The sequence below is a fragment of the Nocardioides sp. YIM 152315 genome, assembly GCF_029210375.1.
GTDB lineage: Bacteria > Actinomycetota > Actinomycetes > Propionibacteriales > Nocardioidaceae > Nocardioides.
This window is the reverse complement of the sequence record NZ_JARGER010000006.1, coordinates 54647-75834: the sequence shown is the minus strand read 5'-3', so window position 1 is coordinate 75834 and position 21188 is coordinate 54647. Positions and strand designations below refer to the sequence as shown.

16 protein-coding genes are annotated in these 21188 nt (G+C 68.6%); 4 read left to right on the top strand and 12 right to left on the bottom strand.

All coding sequences use genetic code 11. The features are described 5' to 3' along the window. Positions 1-42 precede the first annotated feature (42 nt). From PZ894_RS00620 to PZ894_RS00610, 3 genes are all read right to left on the bottom strand, one after another. Positions 43-237 carry a hypothetical protein gene (locus tag PZ894_RS00620; RefSeq protein ID WP_275741408.1) on the bottom strand — a complete coding sequence of 65 codons (195 nt, stop codon included), beginning with the start codon at positions 235-237 and terminating at the stop codon, positions 43-45. Further along, positions 227-994 (bottom strand): sigma-70 family RNA polymerase sigma factor, encoded by a 768-nt coding sequence (locus tag PZ894_RS00615; protein WP_275741406.1) that lies wholly within the window; start codon positions 992-994, stop codon positions 227-229. Before PZ894_RS00615 ends, PZ894_RS00620 begins: the two co-directional genes overlap by 11 nt. Before the next feature lie 401 nt (positions 995-1395). Continuing rightward, on the bottom strand, positions 1396-4179 hold the full coding sequence (locus tag PZ894_RS00610) for a helix-turn-helix transcriptional regulator (protein ID WP_275741404.1): 2784 nt from the start codon (positions 4177-4179) through the stop codon (positions 1396-1398). A gap of 657 nt (positions 4180-4836) precedes the next feature. Here PZ894_RS00610 and PZ894_RS00605 point away from each other — a divergent pair. Further along, positions 4837-7611 carry an AAA family ATPase gene (locus PZ894_RS00605; protein WP_275741402.1) on the top strand — a complete coding sequence of 925 codons (2775 nt, stop codon included), beginning with the start codon at positions 4837-4839 and terminating at the stop codon, positions 7609-7611. 449 nt (positions 7612-8060) lie between these two features. Here the strand turns inward: PZ894_RS00605 and PZ894_RS00600 are convergent, their stop codons facing one another. From PZ894_RS00600 to PZ894_RS00575, 6 genes are all read right to left on the bottom strand, one after another. Next, a complete protein-coding gene (locus tag PZ894_RS00600; RefSeq protein ID WP_275741400.1) occupies positions 8061-9794 on the bottom strand; it encodes an FAD-dependent oxidoreductase in 1734 nt (577 codons plus the stop codon). Next, positions 9791-10807 (bottom strand): ornithine carbamoyltransferase, encoded by a 1017-nt coding sequence (gene argF / locus PZ894_RS00595; RefSeq protein WP_275741398.1) that lies wholly within the window; start codon positions 10805-10807, stop codon positions 9791-9793. The genes PZ894_RS00600 and argF overlap by 4 nt, the downstream gene beginning before the upstream one ends. Then, entirely contained in the window at positions 10804-12078 is a 1275-nt protein-coding gene (locus PZ894_RS00590; RefSeq protein WP_275741396.1) for an arginine deiminase, read from the bottom strand. The genes argF and PZ894_RS00590 overlap by 4 nt, the downstream gene beginning before the upstream one ends. After that, positions 12075-13499 (bottom strand): amino acid permease, encoded by a 1425-nt coding sequence (locus PZ894_RS00585; protein WP_275741394.1) that lies wholly within the window; start codon positions 13497-13499, stop codon positions 12075-12077. The genes PZ894_RS00590 and PZ894_RS00585 overlap by 4 nt, the downstream gene beginning before the upstream one ends. Before the next feature lie 91 nt (positions 13500-13590). Beyond that, positions 13591-14154 (bottom strand): hypothetical protein, encoded by a 564-nt coding sequence (locus tag PZ894_RS00580; protein ID WP_275741392.1) that lies wholly within the window; start codon positions 14152-14154, stop codon positions 13591-13593. 5 nt (positions 14155-14159) lie between these two features. Continuing rightward, entirely contained in the window at positions 14160-14330 is a 171-nt protein-coding gene (locus PZ894_RS00575) for a hypothetical protein (protein WP_275741390.1), read from the bottom strand. A 349-nt stretch (positions 14331-14679) separates the two neighbouring features. On the opposite strand from PZ894_RS00575, the gene PZ894_RS00570 reads away from it, so the two are divergent. Genes PZ894_RS00570 through PZ894_RS00560 form a run of 3 tightly spaced genes read left to right on the top strand, consistent with a single transcriptional unit; the run spans position 14680 to position 17912 of the window. After that, positions 14680-15429: an SDR family oxidoreductase gene (locus PZ894_RS00570; protein WP_275741389.1), complete on the top strand. Its 750-nt coding sequence runs from the start codon at positions 14680-14682 to the stop codon at positions 15427-15429. A gap of 3 nt (positions 15430-15432) precedes the next feature. Then, positions 15433-16593 carry a low temperature requirement protein A gene (locus PZ894_RS00565; RefSeq protein WP_275741387.1) on the top strand — a complete coding sequence of 387 codons (1161 nt, stop codon included), beginning with the start codon at positions 15433-15435 and terminating at the stop codon, positions 16591-16593. Then, the gene (locus tag PZ894_RS00560; protein ID WP_275741386.1) at positions 16590-17912 is read left to right on the top strand and encodes an NAD(P)/FAD-dependent oxidoreductase; all 1323 of its coding nucleotides are present in this window, start codon (positions 16590-16592) and stop codon (positions 17910-17912) included. Before PZ894_RS00565 ends, PZ894_RS00560 begins: the two co-directional genes overlap by 4 nt. Before the next feature lie 124 nt (positions 17913-18036). On the opposite strand, the gene PZ894_RS00555 is transcribed toward PZ894_RS00560, so the two are convergent. The 3 genes from PZ894_RS00555 to PZ894_RS00545 form a co-directional block, all read right to left on the bottom strand. Further along, the gene (locus PZ894_RS00555) at positions 18037-18405 is read right to left on the bottom strand and encodes an NADPH-dependent FMN reductase (RefSeq protein ID WP_275741385.1); all 369 of its coding nucleotides are present in this window, start codon (positions 18403-18405) and stop codon (positions 18037-18039) included. Positions 18406-18882: 477 nt separating this feature from the next. Next, entirely contained in the window at positions 18883-20421 is a 1539-nt protein-coding gene (locus PZ894_RS00550; RefSeq protein ID WP_275741384.1) for a cytochrome b N-terminal domain-containing protein, read from the bottom strand. Between the two features lie 27 nt (positions 20422-20448). Next, positions 20449-21183, bottom strand: coding sequence for an alpha/beta hydrolase (locus tag PZ894_RS00545; RefSeq protein WP_275741383.1), 735 nt, complete (start codon positions 21181-21183; stop codon positions 20449-20451). Between the last annotated feature and the right edge of the window lie 5 nt (positions 21184-21188).

Genomic DNA, 21188 nt, shown 5'->3' with positions numbered 1-21188 from the left:
CCAGACGTCGGCCGCACGACTCCAGAGGCGGCGCGCGGATTCTCACATCTCGCCGAGCGGGGGCTCGTTTTCCAGGTCGACGACCACTTCGCGGAGCTCACGTAACCGGGTCAGATAGCGGACAACCTCGTCTTCGTCCTCGCGGGCCGGATCCTGTCCGGCTCGGGCTTGCTCGATCTCGGCGTCGAGGACTTCCTCTAGTTCGTGGCCCTGCTGGCCACGGGTGTCATCGCTCATGGCTGCTTCCATTCTGACGGGGCGCTGACCTTGAGGCGCCTGCAGTGCACGTGCGCGTCGGGCGGATCGCTCGCCGCGGGTGCCGCGTCGGCCGGTCACGTCGCCGCTCTGCCGACGCTGCGAGCCAGCTCAGGAGTCGCTCCATCTCTCCAAGGTCAGCCGCCGCGGTGAACGCAGCGACCAGTTCGCGATGATCGTCGATGTCGACTGGACGCGTTGCAGTGGCTGAGAGACTGATGTGCGCCCGACGAACCAGTTGACGGGCGTTCGGGACGGTCACTCCGGTGACCTGGGCGACGTCCTCGTAGGGGTACTCAAAGCACTTGCGAAGCACAAAGACGGCCAACTCGGCGGGGCCGAGCTTCGACATCAAGTACCCGAGTGTGGTCTCTATGGCGACCCGGCGCTCGGTGTGCCCAACCGGGTTCGCCGAGGCGCTCACCGGCAGGACGAGCGTCTCGCTGGGAAGCTCGTGTCGATGCCGGGCCGACTGGATGACGTTGATGGCCAGGTGGGTGGTGACGGTGGTCAGGAAGGCCGCCGGATTGTGAATCGCAGTCCGGTCGACGCGCTGCCAACGCACCCAGGCGTCCTGCACGACATCCTCGGCCGCGGCGGCGTCCCCCACGATCCGCTGGGCGAGATGGAGCAGCCGGGTCCGTTCCGACAGGTAGACAGTGACGGCGATCGACAGGTCGCCTCCTGCCCGGCCGACCTCTTGGTCTGCACCTGCGTCCTGAGACTGTATGGCTGGCATCGCGACGCTCCTTGATGGTCTTCGTAGCGACAGCAGGCCCGCGCTGCCGTAACCTCGAGCCTCGCGCGCGACCACGTAGTCTCGCATCACTGAGGTCACTGGTGAGGTCCGTAGTTCAGTCCGTAGCCACGCGTCCGTGGTCCGTGGCTAGGCGGTGGCGCACGACCACGCGGCCGATGGTCGGCGTTGGATCGTGCTCCACTTCAGGGGCTGACTGTTTGCCCCTCCGGAAGGCGGGGCGGGGCCGCTCGAACTGCACGGTCAGACAACATGCGTCGTGATTCACTCGTGAGCGAGTCGGCAGCGGAGCTCAGGGCTGGTCCGGGTGCCCAGGCTCCCGTCGTGTCGTCACTGGAGCTCGAGTGGTGCTCACCGCCTCGCTGCGTTTACCGCTGTGCCACCTATGCAAGGGCGGTTCCCAGGGCGTCACCGAGCTCGTGGCGACTGGTGATGCTCAACTTCGCGAATACCTTGCGCAGATGCCACTCGATGGTGTGCTTGCTGAGGAATAGCTCCGACCCGATCTCCGGGTTCGTCCGTCCGGCTGCCGCGAGTCGAGCGATGTGCAGTTCCTGAGCGGACAGGACGTGGTGCTTCGACTCGTCGACGCGAGCGACGATCTCGGCTCCGGTAGCCGAAAGTTCTCGGCCGGCGCGTTCGGCGAACGCTCGCACACCCATGGCGACGAAGGAGTCATACGCTTGGCGAAGAGGTTCGCGCGCGGCCGCGCGACGGCCGACCTTGTGCAGCCACTCCCCGAACAGGAGCAGCGCTCTCGCGTGATCGACGCGAGCAATGCTCCGGCCGAGGTACCCGATCGCCTCCAGGAAGTGCTCTTCTGCGATCTCGTCGGCACTGAGCTGAGCGCGAGCGCACGCTGCCACTCCGAGGGACCAATCTGTCCCGCTTATCGCTGCGATCTCTGCAAGTGCGTCAACTGCAGAGGCAGCGGCCGCCATGTCTCCGCACCGGACCGCTGCCTCGACAAGCTCCGCGAGCGCCCAGGCATTCGGCGCGAGTTCGAACGGCGCGAGCATCAGCACGTGCTCACTATTCCTGAAAAGCAGGGCGCGACAGTGTGCCAGCGCCTCGGCGTAATTGCCGTTGCCGTTGTAAGCCATCGCCAGAGACCATTTGCACAAGCACACGACTAGGCCTTCGCCGCGCTCCTCGGCTGCCCGCTCCGCGGATCTCACGAAGGCGGCACCCTCGTTCAGGTCGCCAGTGAAACCCGCCATGGCAACCGCCGTGTAGGGGTGGACCGGCGAGCCAGATGCCGTAGAGAGTTCCTGTGCCTCGTCGAGATGAGCGGCGGCTATCGCTAAGTCTCCAGCGAAGAGGCGCGCGTAGGCAGCTGCGGTCAGCCCCAGTTGCAGGGTGATGACAGCGCCTGCTTCTCGTGCCAGGTTGACCAGCCGGTCGCTCATGGCTATCGAGGATTCGAGATCCCAGAGGTAGTTCGCGGAGACCGTGGTGACCTGTAACAGGCGAAGCGACTCCTCCACCGGCACGCCATCGCTGAGGTAGGGCTCATAGGCACGTCGCAGTTGGGGAGCAGCTACCTCGAGCCCGTCCACCAAGAGCGTCGAGAGCGCGAGAAGCATCTGGTCGCTCCGGCGGGGGACGTCAGGCATGGACGCCGAACGGGCGACTCGAGCCACCTCGACAACGCCAGGCTCGGGAGCCAGTCGCCCGGCAAAGAGACCCGCCTGCACTGCAGCCAGGAACGTGTCGGCTGCCATCGACGGAGCCAGCGGCTCGAGGCGCCGGGCAGCGGCCAGGAGCAACAGGAGGGCGTCGCCGCCTCTGGCGGATGCGAAGGCGATCTGGGCGCTGAGCAGCTCGAACCTTGCGCCGCGCAGGCCGTCGAGCGCGGCGGAATCGAGCGCGTCGAGAAGGTGCAGAACTTCCTCGATGTTTCCAGCGGCCAGGGCGGTCTCGGCAGCGCGAAGTTCACGATCAAGCCGGCGATCTTCCGCAGGGGAGAGGAAAGCGGCGCGGGTCAGGAACGCGGCAGCAGCCGCCAGCCCGCCGCGGACGATGGCACGGTCCGCGGCGGTCTCAAGTTCAGCGGCAACGTCTTCGTCGGCCGCTGCAGTGCTCTGCGCGTGGTGCCAAGCGCGGCGATCTGGGTCGCGCAATGCGTCCGTGACGTCGGCCAAGGCCTGGTGTACCTGTTGGCGCTCGGCGAGCGCGGCACTTTGGTAGGCCGCAGACCGCATCAGCGGGTGACGAAATTGAACGCCGTTGTGAAGGTCGACGACGCCGGACGTCTCGGCCGGCTCGATGGCAGCGGGATCTACCCCCAGCGTCGCTGCGGCGCGCCAGAGAAGCCCGACGTCGCCGAGCGGGTCGGCCGCGGCTATCAAGAGAAGTTTCTGAGTCGCCTCTGGCAGTTGCCCCAGTTCGGCTTGGAACTGACGCTCGACACGGTCAGCGACCGATTGAGAGCGGGAGGGCTCGATGCCGAAATTCAGGTCTGTTGCGGACGATTGTCGACCGAGCTCTAGGAGCGCGAGCGGGTTCCCCTTGCTCTCGGCCAGGATGCGGTTACGGACTCGTGCGTCCAGACTCTGGGGGACCACTGATTCCAGAAGGGCTGCCGAATCAGGCGCCGACAGTCCCGAGAGGATCAACTGAGGTAGCCCGGTCCATACGCTGTCGTTCTCGCCCGGCCTCGTGGCAAAGACCAGGACGACCTGCTCGGCAAGGAGGCGACGCGCGACGAAGGTCAGGGTTTGCAGGGAGGTCTGATCGAGCCATTGGGCATCGTCGATCAAGCACAGCAACGGCTGGACGTCTGTGTCCTCGGTCAGCAGGTTGAGGGTCGCGAGTCCGACCATGAACCTGTCCGGCGGGGCTCCTGGAGCTAACCCGAAGGCCGTGGCGAGTGCCTCTGCCTGGGGCGGTGGGAGCGCTGGCAATGCGGGCAAGAGGACGCCGCACAACTGGTGCAGGCCGGCGAAGGCGATCTCCATTTCCGACTGAACACCTGACGCGCGCAGTACCCGCCAACCGTTTGCTTCGTCCTCCAGGGAGTCGAGCAGCGCTGACTTACCGATCCCGGCGTCGCCCTGGACAACCATGACTGCGCTGGTACCGCCGGTCGCCGTCTGGAGGAGGTCACCAAGGAGCTGGCGCTCGGACTCACGGCCGTGCAGCGACGCTGAACCGCGTGAGACCATCACCAACTCCGCCTCTCAAGGAAAGGCCCCCCGGCGCGGTCGTCGCCGCAGCCAGCAACCTCGCTAACCGTGGCACCGCTGGTCGCAGCGCGGCAAGCCCCTCGCGCCTCGTTTCGAGGAGTGGGCGAGCGACATCCACATCTGGGTGAACGAAAGTCGCGACGTTGATCGGGCCGCATCAACGCGCTGATCCCGTTGCTGCCCGGCTTGTGCGATTCGACTGCCAGCCGGAGCGTAGGCCAACGCCATCCACGCCCGCTGCAGGCGCGTCGACCCGAGCTGCCGTCGGGCAGGACTTGGCGATCGGTCAGGTCGCGTGTCGCCGGCATCCGTGGTGGTGACGGCGTCGCACCTGCGGGTCCTCAGAGACGTGATGCTGGCTGGGTAGCGGTCGCTGATCTCAGCCCTACCGCCTTCTAGCGCCACCCGTCCGCAATGCGGACGGGTGGCGACGATATACGTGAATTCTCTGGATTTACCTTGGTGAGCGGGAGGACACTCTCAGGAGGCCTAGGACCGAGGAGTTGGCATGTCTGTGCGGACGACAGCGCCCCGAGGAGGGGCGCTTGCTGCCCCGTTCTGTTCGGATCCCCCCGCTACGGACTGTGACGAGCGAACGGTACCCCGCCGCCCTCCACTCGGCGACGTTCGGCCATAGTGCCGAAGGACGATCTCGGGTTGATCGGCCGCCAGTCCGAGCGGCGGATGCTGGACGGCCTCTTGAATGCTGCGCAAGCCGGCGGGGGGGCAGCGCTTGTCCTCCGCGGCGAGGCGGGCATCGGAAAGAGCGCTTTGCTTCAATACTGCGAAGAGACAGCCACAGGGTTTCGCATCAGGAGGGCAGTCGGGGTCGAGTCCGAGACGGAGCTGCCATTCGCGGCGCTTCATCAACTGTGCGCTCCACTGCTCGACCACCTGTCGGCTCTGCCCCAGCCCCAACAGAACGCCCTGACAGTCGCGCTCGGCATCAGCCAGGGCGAGCCCCCCGAGCGCTTCCTGGTGTCGCTCGCCGCCCTAAGCCTCCTCTCAGAGGCCGCCGGGCACCAGCCACTGCTGTGTCTCGTGGATGACGCGCAGTGGCTCGACAGCGCATCGCGACAAGTGTTCGAGTTCATCGGGCGGCGGCTCCTTGCAGAGCGAATCGCCATCGTCTTTGCGGTCCGCACACCATCGCGCGAAGCGGACTTCAACGGTCTCGCCGTACTGCCCATCGAGGGCCTGACGAAGGCTGACGCGCGGTTGCTGCTCGCCAGCGTGATCATCGGCCCGCTTGACCGCGGCGTCCGGGAACGGCTACTAGCAGAAGCCCGCGGCAACCCGCTTGCGCTGCTGGAGCTGCCCAGGAGGATGAACCCGAGCCAACTGCCCGGTGCGTTGGGACTGTTGGCCCCACGAGAACTACCGAGCTCCATCGAGAGCGCCTTCGCAGAGCGGATCGACGCCCTCTCGGAGGCGGCCCGGTTGCTTCTGCTGGTTGCTGCAGCTGAGCCCGCTGATGACCCCCAACTCTTGAGGGACGCCGCCGGACGACTCGGCATCGAGGCCGATGCGGCGTTGGCCACCGAGACCGCGGGCCTCCTCGCAGTCGACAATCATGTCCGGTTCCGTCACCCCCTCGTTCGATCGGCGGCGTACCGGGCTGCTACACCCCACGACCGCCGACGAGTACACCGGTCACTCGCAGAATCTTTGGGGCCGGCCGCGGATGCCGATCGCCGCGCGTGGCATCTGGCTGCGGCGGCGCTCGGCCCAGATGAGCAGGTCGCCCAAGAACTTGAAGCGTCCGCGGACCGAGCTCGAGCAAGAGGTGGCCTGGCCTCAGCCGCAGCCTTCCTCCGACGATCTGTGGTCCTCACCGAAGAGCCCGAGCACCGGCTGGAACGTGCGCTGGCCGCTGCGCGGGTCAGCCTCCATGCCGGCGAGTTCGAGGCCGCGCTCGACGCCCTCACCTATGTGCGCGGAGGGTCGCTCGACCCAGGACTTCAGGCGCGCGTTGACCTGTTGCGGGGACAAGTTTCGCTCGCGTCTGGCGCCGCCAGTCATGCGGCGACCCTGCTACTCGCAACGGCCAAGAAGCTCGACGGACTCGACGACGACCTGGCCTGCGAAGCATATCTCGATGCCTGGGCTGGCGCCCTCTTCGGGGGTGACACCTCCGAGACCACCATGCGCGACGTCTCCGTAGCAGTTCAGGCCTCACCACCGCGCCATGATGCTTCGGACGGCTCGGACTTGCTGCTTCTCGGCATGTCCTCGCTCATCCTGGACGGACGCGCGGCAGCTCAACCGACACTTCGCCGGGCAGTTCGGACCTACCTGAACTCGTCGCCGCTGGAAGAGCGTGGCATGCGCTGGGCGGTCATCGCTGCGTGCGCTTCGGTCGAGCTTTGGGACTTCGAGAGCTGGAACCAGACCCTGGGTCGGCAGATGCGGCAAGCGCGTGAAAGCGGAGCGCTAGGCGCGCTCGCGATCAGTCTGAGCGGCCTGGGACTTGTGTTGGCCTGGAGTGGTGACCTGGACGGAGCGGACCGGGTAGGTGCCGAGTCCGAAGTGATCAGCGAAGCGACGGGAACGCAGATCGCCGCTTTCGGCGGCATGCTGCTCGCTGCGGTTCGCGGCCGCGAGCCTGAGTCTCGCCTGATCATCGAATCGGCGGGCGAGCGAGCCGCGCTCGATGGTGACGGTTTCGCCCACCAGTTCAGCCACTGGACCATGGCAATGCTCGCGAACGGCCTTTGCCGCTACGAGGACGCGCTCGCCTACGCTCAGCGCACCTGGGACGCGTGGCCTGACTTGTTTGTATCCGTTTGGGCGATGGTCGAGTTCGTCGAAGCTGCCGCAAGGCTGCGGCAGCCACACCTTGCAGTGGAACCTTTGTCGCGGATCATCGCGAGCGCTGAACGGGGCGGCAGCGACTGGGCCCTCGGCATCGCGGCTAGGTCGCAAGCTCTCCTCGACGACACCGACGCAGCCGAAACGTTGTACCGGAAGGCCATCGAGCACCTCGGAGCAACTCCCTTGCGGCCCGAGTTGGCGCGAAGCCATCTGGTCTACGGCGAGTGGTTGCGCCGGGGCGGGCGGCAGAACGAGGCCCATGCGCAACTCGGACTCGCCTTCTCGATGTTCAACGAGATGGGTCTCGAGGGCTTCGCCGAACGAGCGCGGCATGAGGTGGAGGCGAGTGGCGCGACATCGCGCAAGAAGGGCGAAAGGAAGCGAGAAGGCCTGACGGGCCGGGAGGCGCACATTGCCAGGCTGGCTGCCAGTGGGCTGACCAATTCGCAGATCGGCGCCGAGCTGTACTTGAGCCGTCATACGATCGAGTGGCACCTTCGCAAGGTCTTCCAGAAGTTGGAGGTCACGTCGCGCCGGGACCTTCGCGTAGCTCTGGGCGACGACCTGGAGGATCCAGGATTCTCGGTGAGCTCATAATCGCGAGGGCCGAACACACGGGAGCGACGCTTGACAGGACCGAGGGTCTGAGGCGCTTCTAGTGCGCAGATTCTCCGGTGACGATCACCGCGGCCGGACCGATCGCTGCCACCCGCACCGAAGGCCTCGGAAGCTCAAGCAGGTCTCCCGGGAAGATCCGTAGCTCGCGGCCCGCACGGTGGATGCGGAGCTGTCCTTGGAGAACCTGCAACAGATAAGGCCCCCGGACGAGGGCTTCTCCGCTGAGATCGGAGTTCCCGGTCAGGGCGATCAGCCAGGAGTTGGGGCCGCCGGGGCTTCCCAGCAGCCGCACATTCCGGCCGAGTTCAGAGTGCTGCGCCCGGACCAGATCGCGGCGCGCCAAGGTGTGGAGGCAGTGTCGCGCCAGGTTCCGCGTGGCGATGTCTTGGTGGGGCAACGATGAGGATGAGGTCATGGTCGCGCCGCAGCTACTCGGCCAGCTTGCCCACGGTGGACACGTCCTGCATCCGGCTCTTGATGTCCGGACGGATCGGTGGGATCTCTTCACGTACCACGCCGGCCCCTGGCGACCACACGAAGTTGACCTGCAGCTCGGGATCGAGCTCGGGGTAGTCGCTGCGGTTGTGGCATCCCCGAGTTTCGCGCCGTTCGACGGCGGCTTCGAGGGTGGCTCGGGCGGCGGTGATCGAGGACCGGAGGTCGAACGCATGAGCCAGGTCTTGGTAGCCGGCGAGGTCCGGGTGCACCCCGATTGCGGCGGTTCGGTCCTCCGCCTCCGCCAGCTCGGAGATCCCGGCTTTGAGTCCCGCTTCGTCGCGGACCACCCCAGCGCGTTCCGTCATGATGTTGCGGATGGCGCGCTGCAGCAGCCGCGGGCTTTCCGGGCCCTCGGCCGCTGCCAGCCGATCCACGTCGGCACGCGCGTCGTTGACCGCTCCGGCAGATCGGCGCTGGGCTGCGAGCTGCTCGGAGCGCGCCACGGCCGCCTGTCCCACGATGCGACCGAAGACGAGCAGCTCGATGAGCGAGTTGCCGCCTAACCGGTTCGCGCCGTGCAGGCCGCTGGCGGCCTCGCCCACTGCGTAGAGGCCTTCGACGTCGCTGCTGTGGTCCTCGGGTCGCACCCAGACCCCACCCATCGAGTAGTGGGCCGTGGGGGCAACCTCGATCGGTTCGCGGGTGATGTCGAGCATCTGGAGTTCCATCAGGGTCTGATGGACCCGTGGCAGCCGGCTCAGGATCACCTCGCGGGGGAGGTGGGAGACGTCGAGCCAGACGCCCCCGTGCGGGGTCCCGCGGCCTTCCTTGATCTCGGTGTAGCTGGCCAGGGCGACGCGGTCGCGGGTGGAGAGCTCCATCCGGGTCGGGTCGTAGCGGGTCATGAACCGCTCCCCGACTGCGTTGCGGAGGATGCCGCCTTCGCCGCGGGCCGCTTCGCTCACCAGCGTCCCGGCCGCGTCCTCGGGCTCGAGGATCCCGGAGGGATGGAACTGCACGAGCTCGGGGTCCCGGATCCGGGCGCCGGCCTCGACGGCGAGCCGCATCGCGTCGCCGGTGTTCTCGTCGCGGCGTGAGGAGGTGTGCCGCCAGATGCGGGTGTGACCGCCGGCGGCCAAGATGACCGCGTCGGCGTGGATGAGGTACCGGCTGCCGTCGATCTGGTCGAACCCGTAGGCACCGAAGGCGACGCCGTCGTTCACCAGGAGACGGGTGACGTAGAGGCGGTCGATGATGGGGATCTCCAGCTGCGTGGCACGGCGCATGAGCGCCCGTTGGACCTCGAGGCCGGTGTAGTCGCCGGCGAAGGCGGTCCGCCGATAGCGGTGGGCGCCGAAGTACCGCTGGGAGATCTTGCCGTTCGGTTCGCGGTTGAAGCGCATCCCGTACCGCTCGAGGTCTGCGATGCCCCGCGCTGCCCCCTTGGCGGTGATCTCGACAGTGCGGGGGTTGGCGAGGAGATAGCTCTCCTTGATGGTGTCGGCGGCGTGCTGCTGCCAGGTGTCTTCGGGGTCCATGGTGGCCAGAGCCGCGTTGATGCCTCCCGCGGCGAGCGTGGTGTGCGCGTCTTTGGCGGGTCGCTTCCCCAAGACGAGGACCGCCACGCCGAGCTCGGCGACCTCGATCGCGGCGCGGAGTCCGGCGCCGCCGGCGCCGACCACGAGCACGGCGGTGGAGAGGCGGTGTTCGCGGTCGGGGTTCATGTCAGGCTCGAGACGAGGACGGCCTTGATCGTGTGCATCCGGTTCGCGGCCTGCTGGAACACCAGTGACGTGTCGGCGTTGAAGACGTCGTCGCTGACCTCGGCGCCGAACAGCCCGTACCGGTCCAGCACCCGGCGTCCGAGATCGGTGCGGTCGTCGTGGGTGGCGGGCAGGCAGTGCATGAAGCGACTGTCGGGCTTGCCGGTCATGGCCATCAGGTCGCAGGTGACGCGGTAGGGGCGCAGCATCGGGACCCGTTCGTCCCACGCGGAGTCCGGTTCGCCCATGCTGACCCAGGTGTCGGTGTAGACGACGTCGGCGCCGGCGACCGAGCCGACCGGGTCGTCGGTGACCCACGCGCCGCCGCCGCTGGACTGGGCCAGCTCGGCGGCGAGCGTCTGCACGGTGCGTGGTGGTTGGAGGGCGAGGGGGGATCCGATCCGGACGTCCATGCCGAGCATGGCGCCGGTGACCAGGATGGAGCGGGCCACGTTGTTGCGTCCGTCTCCGAGGTAGGCCCACGACACCCGACGCCGGTCGGGGAATGCCTCGCGGATGGTCAGCACGTCGGCGAGCATCTGGGTGGGGTGCCAGTCGTCGCTGAGCGCGTTCCAGACCGGCACGCCAGCGTGACGGGCCATCTCCTCGATGGTCTCTTGGGCGAAGCCGCGGAACGCGATGCCGTCGTAGAGGTGGCCGAGGACGCGGGCAGTGTCGGCGATGCTCTCCTCGTGCCCGAGATGGGTGCCGTCCGGACCGAGGTAGGTGGTGTGGGCGCCCTGGTCTGCGGCGGCGACCTCGAAGGCGCACCGGGTGCGGGTGGAGGCTTTCTGGAACACGAGCGCGATGTTGCGGCTCCTTAGCATCGGCCGTTCTCGCTGCTGCCGACGGGCGTCTTTGAGCTGCTGCGCCAGGTCGACGACATCGAGGAACCGGTCCTTGCCCAGGTTCAGCTCGGTGAGCAGGGATGCGGACGCCGGCGGTGCTGTCGGGGGAGCGGTGTGGGTGGTCATGGTGTCTCCCAGATCGGGTCGCGGTGCACCGGGCAGGTCATGCAGCGGGCACCGCCGCGGCCCCGGCCCAGCTCGTTGCCGACGATCGGCACGACCTCGATCCCGTTGTCCGCGAGGAGCCGGTTGGTATCGGTGTTGCGTTCGTAGCCGAGGACGACGCCGGGTGCGATGGCCAGGTAGTTGTCGGCGTCGTTCCACTGCTCCCGTTCGGCGGCGCGCCGGTCCTGGGTGGCCCGCAGAACGCGGACGTCGTCGCGGTCGAGGACCTCGGCGAGTGCGGCCCGTATCCCGATTCGGGCCGACACGTCGGGCCGGTCCGGGCTCTGGCCGGGTGTCAGCAGCCACAGCCGGGTCGCCTCGTCGGACAGGTAGGGGTAGGCGACGAAGGTGGCGACGTCGACCATCGTCAGGACCGTGTCGAGGTGCATCGCCGAGCGGGACTTGGGTAGCTCGACCGCGAGGATGCGTCGCGCGGTGTGCGAGGCGAACAGGCTGCGCGCCAGCATCTCGACGCCCATCGGTGTGGTCCGCTCGCTCACTCCGATCATGACGGCGTCGTGGGAGAGCACGTGAATGTCGCCGCCCTCGAGGGTGGCGGGTGCGTGGTCGACGTCGTCGTCGCCGTAGTGGAAACGCAGGTCGGCGGCCGCGAAGCTCGGATGGTGGCGGTACACCGTCCGGGTGTGGAGGCTCTCGCGGCGACGGGCGGGGCGCGCCATCGGGTTGACGGTGGGTCCGTGGCCGATCCAGGCGGTGTTGTCGCGTTGGAACAGCGTGTTCGGGACGGGCGGCAGGACGAAGTCGTCGATGCCCAAGGTGGACCACGTCAGCCCCGACTGCCCGAGGGGGGCCAGGTCCGCGGCCGTGATGCCTCCGATGAGGAGGTCGGCCAAGTCGGTGGGTTCGGTATCGGCGAAGAGGCGACGGAGGTCGCGGGCGAGGGCCGGGCCGAACCGTTCGTCGGTGCAGACCCGCTCGGTCGCGAAGCGTCGTCCCGTTTCGGTCGCGAGGGCTTGGGACAGCAGATCGGTGAAGTAGCGGACCCGCACCCCGCGTCCGGTGAGGGCAGCGCAGAAGGCGTCGTGCTCCTCGCGGGCACGCTCGGCCCACATGACGTCGTCGAAGAGCAGGGTGGCGGCGTTCCGGGGGGTGAGCCGATCGAGCTCCAGGCCCGGCCGGTGCACGATGACCTCGCGCAGGGTGCCGACCTCGGAGTGGATCCCGACAGCGATCGCGCTGGTGGGGGTCGGGCTGGTTGTCGGCGCGGTCATCGTGCCGCTCCTCGGGTCGCTGGCAGTGGTGACGCCGGGAGCGGGTTCGCCTCGCCGTACTCGCGCCGTCGGCTCTTGTGCCACACGTAGGCGGGCACGCCGAGGAAGACGGCGAACGTGCCGTAGTAGACGGCTTCGGCGCCGCTGCCCTGCAGGGCCCAGAACGAGAACACCAGCGCGGCCAGTCCGACGGTCAGGTCCCTGGCGAGCCTCCATCGTTGATCCAGCCGCCCGATGGTTGCCAGCCAGTAGACCTGGGCGGCGGCCGAGAAGAGGTAGGGGATGACCGAGGTCAGCACCGAGAGCAGCACGACGGTGGTGAACACCTCGTCGAAGGAGGTGTAGCTGACAACGGTGAGCAGCGACGCCAGCACGGTGCTGGTGAGGATCCCGAACGCGGGCACGCCGCGCCGCTCGACAAGGAACACGTCGGGGAAGAGCCCGTCGCGCGCCGCGGCGCGGGGCATCTCGGCCACGATCAACGTCCAGCCGACCAGCGCACCGAACCCGGAGATGACCGCGGCTGCCCCGACGGTCTTGCCGGCCCAGGCTGCACCGAAGAGGGCGTCGGCGGAGTCGGTGAACGGGGCCGTCGACCCGAGCAGGTCGGCGTGCGGCACCGTCCCGAACACGACTAGAGTGCCGGTGAGGTACACGACGGCGCAGGCGAGGGTTCCCGCAACGGTGGCCCGACCGACGTTGCGGGCGGGGTCGCGCACGCGGCCCGCGGCGACGGACGCGGTCTCGATCCCCAGGTAGCTGAACAATGCGATCGCCCCGGCTGCGGAGATCGCCTTCCAGTGCGACTCGCCGGAGGCGTTGAACTCACCGAAGTTGGCGCGGCTCATCGCGAAGAGACCGATCGTCGAGACCAGGAGCAGCGGCACGAACTTCAGCACGGTGGTGATGACTTGGAAGGCCGCGATGCTGCGCAACCCCGCCAGATTGACCAGCGCCGGCAGCCAGAGGCCGACAAGGGCGATCAGAACCGACCCGGTGGTGGTGTGATCGGTGTTCCAGAAGACTTCGACGTACCCAACCCAGGCCACGACGATGGCGGCATTGCCCGCCCACGCGGTGATCCAGTAGCTCCAGGCGTTCAGGAACCCGGCGAACTCGCCGAATGCCTCCCGCGCGTAGAGATACGGTCCGCCAGATCCTGGCACCCGGACGGCGAGCGACTGGAAGGTGAGCGCGAGCGCGAAGGCCCCGATGGTGACCAGCACGAAGGCGACCAGCGAGATCGGGCCGTAGGGCGCGAGGGCGCTGGGCAGCGCGAAGACACCCGTCCCGATGACCGAGCCGACGACCAGGGCGGAGGCGGTCGCAAGCCCGAAGGTCCCAGGTCGGGTTGAGGAGACCGGCGCCGGGCTGCCGGGGTGTGACGTCTCCGGCGCCTGCGGGTTCCGCGTTCGGCTCATGGGCGGCCCTCCTGGGTGCGTGCGTGGCGAACATCGGGAATGACCGAGCCCGGCGGCGAAGCGTGACAGCCGCGGGCCAACTGCGCGCGAGTCATGTCGGGCTGATGGCGCCGGCGGGACGGCGGTGGTGCGCGCTCTGCCAGTCGTGGAAGGTCGCGGTGGTCTCGCGCCATGCGGGCAGGAGGACTTCGGTGCCGGGGTCGAGGCGAGCGCCCAGGTAGTAGGCGGCGGGGACCTGTCGTGCAAGGTCGTCGAGGAAGCGAACGGTGGGCCCGGCAAGCTCGAACGTCCCGTTGCGAGGCTCGCCGAGGGCCAGACGGACCAGCTCGGCCACGATGTGGTCCGCGGCCACCGGCTGCACCCGGACCGGCGGCAACCGCACGAGATAGGTGGTGGCGGCGTGCTCCACGATGCGCGGCACCAGCTCGTACGACAGGGTCGTGCGCAGCACGGAGTGCGGCGTGGTCGAGGCGGCGACCAGGCGCTCCTGCGCGGCCTTGCCGCGGAAGAACTCGGTCTCGATGCTCGCGGCGCCGATCATCGAGACCCCCACGTGGTGCTGGACGCCAGCCTCCCGCTCCGCGGCGAGGACGTGCCGCGTGCAGGTCTCGAAGAAGTCGTGCGCCTGCGCGTAGTCATACGCGGGACGGTTCATGTTGGTCACGTCGATGGCGACGTGACCCCGGTGAAGAGCTCAGTCAGCCCGCGGCCGCTGTAGGAGTCGACCCCCGAACGCAACGACCCGACCCGAACGGTCGCGCCGTGGTCCCTGAGCCGGTTCACGACGCGGGACCCCAGCTGTCCGGTGCCGCCGCTCACCGCAACGTTCATGACGTGTGTCCTTTCGGGCCGGTGTGTGACTCTCCGACCGCGGTCGACAACGCGTTGTGACGTCACGTCCGCTCCGTCCCGCGGGTCGGGTGAAGTAGCCACGGGCGGGTCGAGTCGCAGGTAAGGACGAGACTCACTGGGTTTCACCGGGGCGCCGCAAGGGCGCCAGGCCGGAAGCAGAGAGCGACTGGACCCGCTCGTCACCTCGCCGGTGCCGTCGCATCCGCAGCGCCTTGTCACGCGCCGCCGACCTCGCCGGTCGGAGAAGCAACAGCACGCGACGCCGCCGCTGAGGCGGCCACATCCGCCGCTGCCCTGCCCTGTTCTCCTGAACCCGGAGGTGTTCTCCATGAAGGTTGTCGTCATCGGCGGCACGGGCCTCATCGGCTCGAAGGTCGTCGAGAACCTGAACGCGCACGGCCACGAGGCGAAGGCCGCCTCGCTGCAGACCGGGGTCAACACGATCACCGGTGAGGGACTCGACCAGGCCCTCGCCGACGCCCAAGTCGTCGTCGACGTGTCGAACTCGCCCTCGTTCGAGGCCGAGGCAGTGATGAACTTCTTCACCACCGCCACCACCAACCTGGCTGCCGCGGCTCGCTCGGCCGGGGTCCAGCACCTGGTCGCCCTCTCCGTCGTGGGCGCGGACCGGCTGCCCCACAGCGACTACCTGCGCGCGAAGGTGGCCCAGGAGGGCCTGATCGCGGACTCGGGTCTGCCGTACACGATCGTCAGGGCCACGCAGTTCTACGAGTTCCTCCACGGAATCGCGGACTCCGCTACCGCCGACGGCGAGGTTCGCCTGCCCTCGGCGTACTTCCAGCCCATGCCCGCCGACGACGTGGCCGACGCTGTGTGCCGTGCCTCGACCGGCGACCCGGCGAACGGCATCGTCGAGGTCGGCGGCCCGGCGCCGGTCCGCATGTCCGACTTCGTCGCCTCGGGCCTGGCACGCGTCGGGGACCCGCGCAAGGTCATCGCCGACGAGCACGCGCCGTACTTCGGCACCGAGATCACCGACGAGAGTCTCGTGCCCGGCCCCGACGCGGTGCTGTCCACCCGCACCTACGACGAGTGGTTCGCCGCGAACGGCAGCTAGCCCGTGCGCCGCGTGATGGGCGCCCGCGCGGTCGACGAAGCCAACCGGACCGCCACGCCCCTGGAACTGCTCTTCGACCTCACCTTCGTTGCCGCGGTCGCCCAGGTGGCGGGCCGTCTCGCCCACGCCACCATCGACGGGGAGGGCCGCGCAGCCCTCGGACCGTTCCTGATGGTCTTCTTCGCCACCTGGTGGGCCTGGATGAACTTCACGTGGTTCGCCTCGGCCTACGACAACGACGACGTCACCTACCGGTTGGCGGCCTTCGTCCAGATGAGCGGGGTCCTGGTGCTCGCCGCCGGCACCGGCCTGGCCTTCGACCAGGGCGAGTACATCGCCGTCACCTCGGGCTACGTGATCATGCGGGTCGGCCTGCTCGGACTATGGCTCCGCGCGGCCTACGAGCATCCGGCCGGCCGTTCGACCTCACTGCGCTATGCCGGTGGCCTGACCGTCCTCACCGCGCTCTGGCTGGCTCGCCTGTCCTTGGACGGCCACGCGGCAGTCACCACGTTCCTCATCCTGGCCACCTGCGAACTGCTCGTGCCGATCTGGGCGGAACGCCGCGGGCCGACGAGTTGGCACCCCCACCACATCGCGGAGCGGTACTCACTCTTCACGATCATCCTGCTCGGCGAGAGCGTCTTCGCCGCCACCACAGCCGTCGTCGCCGTCCTCGAGACGTCCGCTGGGCCGGCCCTGTTCGCCGTCTCCGCCTCCAGCCTCGTCATCGTGTTCGCGCTGTGGTGGCTCTACTTCGCCGTCCCCGCCGGCGCCGCCCTGCAGGCACACCGCCGCTGGTCCTTCGTGTGGGGCTACGGCCACTACATCCCCTTCGCAGCCCTCGCATCGCTGGGCGCCGGGCTCGAGGTCGCCGTCGCCGCAAGCGCCGATCACGCCCCCCACCTCAGCAGCCAAGGTGCCGTAGCAGCGGTCGCTGGACCCGTCGCGGTCGTCATCATCATGGTCGAACTGCTGCGCATGCCCGGGGAGTCGACGCGAGTTCGCCCCGCCAGCATCGTCGCGATGCTGGCGCTAGGCGCCATCGTGGGCACGGCTGACCGGCTCGGCCTGGTCGCCGGCATCGCGCTCGTCGCCGTCACCGCGGCGGCCGCCGTCTCCGCCGAAACCACTTCCGCAGTACGAGCAAGGAGCTGGACATGAAGAAGATCGTGATCGTCGGCGGCGGATACGCCGGCTTCTACGCCGCTTGGGGCCTGGAGAAGCGGCTGCGCCGAGGCGAGGCGTCGATCGCGGTCATCGACCCGGTGCCGTACATGACCTACCAGCCGTTCCTCCCCGAAGTCGCCGCCGGCTCGATCGAGGCACGCCACGCGATCGTGCCGCTGCGCCGCCACCTCCGCCGCACGGCCGTCCTCAGCGGTCACGTCACCGGGATCGACCACGCCACCCATGTCGTCCACATCATGCTGCCCGACGGCACCACCACCGACCTGCACTACGACGAAGTGGTCGTCACCGCGGGCGCGGTGACGCGCGTCTTCCCCGTCCCCGGCGTCGCCGACGCCGCGATCGGCATGAAGCGGATCGAGGAGGCCGTCGGCATCCGCGACGCCGTGCTCACCGCGTTCGACGAAGCCGCTTGCATGCCGCCCGGCCCGGAGCGCCAGCGCCGGCTGACCGTGACCTTCGTCGGCGGTGGCTTCGCAGGGGTCGAGGGATTCGGTGAGGTACTGAGTCTCGGCCACGCGCTCTTGCGGTACCACCCAGGTCTGTACCGCGATGAGCTCGACTTCCGGCTCGTCGACGCCAGCAACCACCTCCTACCCGAGGTCACGCCCAGCGCTCGCGAGTGGGTGCGCCGCCATCTCGAGCGGCGCGGCGCAACCGTGCATCTGAACACCACCGTGACCTCGGCCATCGACGGCCACGTCGTCCTGTCCACCGGGGAGAGCTTCGAGTCCGGGTTGGTCGTGTGGACCGCCGGCATCGCGGCCAACCCGGTGATCGCTCGGCACACGGACCTGCCGATCAACGAACGCGGCCTCGTTGTAGTCCGCCCCGACCTTCGCGTGGGCACCGACGAGTCGCCCGTCGAGCACGCCTGGGCCGCCGGCGACGACGCCGCGGTTCCTGACCTCGCGCAGGGACCGGGCCACTACACCGTCCCGAACGCCCAGCACGCTGTCCGCCAAGGGAAGCAGCTGGCGAAGAACATCGTCAGGACCCTCCGCGGCCGCCCGGCGCGCGCCTACCGGCACCGCAACCTGGGCACCATCGCAACCCTGGGTCTCGGGCACGGGATCTTTCAGTCTGGGCCGATCACCGTCAAGGGCTTCCCTGCATGGCTGCTCCACCGCGGCTACCACGTGCTCGCTGTCCCCACCTGGGAACGGAAGGTCAGGGTTTCGCTCGGGTGGATCGGGGCGCTGTTCCTGGGCCGCGACATCGCCTCCCTCGAGACCGTCCAGGACCCGCGTGCTGCGTTCCGCGAAGACGCCGGCAGCACTAGGAGCGCCTAGGTCGGCCTTGCGCGCATCGGGTTTCACCGGATGCGCCGGAACGGCCACGCGCCGCCAGACCGGCTTTCCAGTGGGCAGTGGCCGGCGACGTCTCGTCGCCGGCCACCGGGCAGCGCGCCGCGCTTCAGCGCTCGGTGTCCCGGGGGTGCGGGATGACGGTGCGGACGCGCTCGATGTGCAGGTGGAACTCGCTCATGAAGTCCGCCAGGAACGTTGCGGTCGCCTCATCGGTGACCTCGCCGTCGTCGGTGAACAGGCCCGGGGTGGCGTGGATGTAGGCCTCCGGTGCGGTCATCTGCCGCGCGTTGCAGAAGCTGAGGACGGCGCGCAGGCTCTGCTGGCCGACAGCGGTGCCGATCATGCCTGGCGACGCACCGATGACTGCGGCCGGCATGTGGTGGAAGGAGTTCTGGCCCCACGGCCGCGAGGCCCAGTCGATCGCGTTCTTCAGCGCGCCCGGGATGGACCTGTTGTACTCCGGCGTCACGAACATGACGGCGTCCGACTCGGCGATCGCCGCCTTGAGGACAAGCGCCTCTGGCGGCTATGCCTGGTCGAAGTCCGGGCTGTACAACGACAGCGCGCCGATCGGGATCTCGGTGAACTCGAGTTCACGCGGCGCCAGCCTGATCAACGCACGACACAGGACCCGGTTGATGGAGGCCGAGGAGAGACTTCCGACGAAGTAGCCGACCTTGACGACATGACACTTTCTCCTTCCGCTTGCGGCCGACGTGGCCAAGTACCCGCCGAACCCTCAGCTACCGCCGCCGGGTTCCCCAGCCGGCATTGAGATCAGCCGCTCGTGGCCTTCGACGCTCGAGCCAGTCGGAGGAGAGCAGGAACCAATGCCCAAGCACGCAGGCGACTTTGACCAGCTCGACCGGACCGTCTGTGCTGTCGACCAGGCCGCGCCCCTCGACCTCGGCGGGGCGACCGCACTGAGGGCAATCACGCAGTTCCATGGTCCTCATGCCACGTCCCCGTGTGCAGCAGCTTGACGGTCTGGCGAGGCCTTCAGGGGGCCTGTCATGTGCTGCTTCTCTGGCTGATCGGACTGACTGTGAGCGTGGGGCCATCGGCTCTGGCGCTCGATGCGAACGTGCTCGAGGACCGCAGATCGGTCGAGGTCGAGCGGCTCGTGGACCTCGCTGTACCCGCCGTCGGCGGCACGCATGATCCGGCCAGTCTCGACCCCGTGCTGCACCTCCTCCTGTTCCCGCGCCACCAGGGCACGACACAGCTCGCGAGTCAGCGGGAAGGCCACCAGGGGGCCGAGGACGAGCAAGGTTCGCAACGCCAAGACCTGGTGCTCGAACGAGAGGTGGAGTTGGGTGGCGATCAGGTCTGTGGCTCCCGATGTCCATAGCGTCACGAACACCACGAGCCCGGAGACTCCGAATGCGGTCCGGGTGGGATGCTCGCGGGGCCGGTCGAGCACATGATGGTGTTCCCAACGGTCGCCGGTGGCGCGCGTTTCGAGGAACGGCCACAGCACCACGACGACGAGGAGACCACCGGCGACAGCCTGGGGGAGCAGTACCCCGAGGGGGAACGTGCCGCCGAGCACCGTGACCTCCCATCCAGGTGGTGCGAGCCGGAGGGAGCCGTCGAGGAACCCCGTGTACCAGTCGGGCTGGCTCCCGGCGGACGCGGCACCGGGTGTCGAAGGCCCGTACTTCCAGACCGGGTTGATCGTGATGACCCCGGCCAGGAACACGAGGACGCCGGTGGTGATGAGGAACAGGCCGAATGCGCGCACTGCGACGGCAGCGAGGGGGAGGCCGACAACGTTGTGCTCGGTGCGGCCAGACCCCGGGAACTGGGCAGGCTTGCGACCCAGCGCAAGTCGCAGCCGAAGTAGCAGCACGAGCGCGAGCACCGCCGGAATGATCGCGACGTGCAGCCAGTACATCCGCTCAATGACCTGGCCAGGGAACTCCCCGCCGAGCAGCAGGAACGAAGCCCGCGTGCCGATGAGGGGAACGCCGACCAGGATGCCCTCAGCGATCCGCAGCCCGGTGCCGGCGAGCTGGTCGTCGGCGAGACCGTATCCGCTCCAGCCTCCGGCGAGGGCGAGGAGGAAGGTCGTCGCGAGCAGCACCCAGCTCCACTCCCGTGGCCGCCGGAAGCCGCTGGTGAAGAAGGTGCTCAGCATCTGCACGGTCAGGGCGGCAGGAAGGACGAGCGCAGCCCAGTGATGGGCCTGGCGCACCAACAGGCCGCCTGGCACCTCGAGGGAGACATGCAGCGTGCTCGCGTAGGCCCGCGAGACGGGCACGCCCTGGAGCAGCGGATAGCTGCCCTCGTAGCGCACCGTCTCGCTGGACGGCTCGAAGAAGAACAGCAACACCGCGCCGGTCACGGTCAGCACGAACAGGCAGCTGAGCGAGATGACACCCAGCAGCATCGTCCAGTGGAGAGGCACCGTGCGGGTCGCGGGGCGAAAGTTCATGGCGTTCCTCGAGCCGGTCAGTACGTCGTCGTGGAGACGGATGGGGCGGCCCACCTGCGAGTCACCCCATCCGCGCTGGGGTCAGGCTGCGGCGTCGGCGACGCAGGCCTCGAAGGCCTCGGCGATGCTGGCGGCGACCTCGTCGGGCCGGGAGACCGCGACCGCGTGCGAGCCGCCGGCCACTTCCCGAACCCCTCGTGCAGCGGCCCGCTCGGCCTGGACGCGAAGCGCCGCCGCCGGGATGTTGTGGTCCTCGACACCGATCACGAACCAGGATGGCAGCGTCTTCCAAGCCGGCGTGCTGGTCGGCAGGCCCTCGCTGAGCGCGTACTCGGTGGCCGGCCGTTGGGTGCGAGCCATGTGCTCGGCGACCGTCGCGGGGACGTCGGCGGCGAACTGGGTGTGAAACGCGTCGAGCCGGATCGCGAGCTCGTTGCCACCGCTGGAGACCGGGTAGGACCTCAGCGCTTCACCGAGCGTGCTGCCGGGGTGGGTCACCGACAGCTGGAGGGCGCTCTCGCCCTGGTCGGGTGCGAACGCGGCGACGTAGACCAGGCCGACGACGTTCGGGTTGTCCGAGGCGGCCTCGGTGATCACCATGCCGCCGTAGGAGTGGCCGACCAGCAGGACGGGGCGGCCGAGGCCGGCGATGACGTCGCGGACGTATTCGGCGTCTCCGGTGACGCTGCGCAGCGGGTTCGCGGCGGCGACCGCGTCGATGCCCTGCTCGCTCAGCTTCTCGATCACGCCGATCCACCTTGCGGACTCGGCGAACGCGCCGTGGACGAGCACGACGATCGGGTTCGGGTGGCTCATGGGGT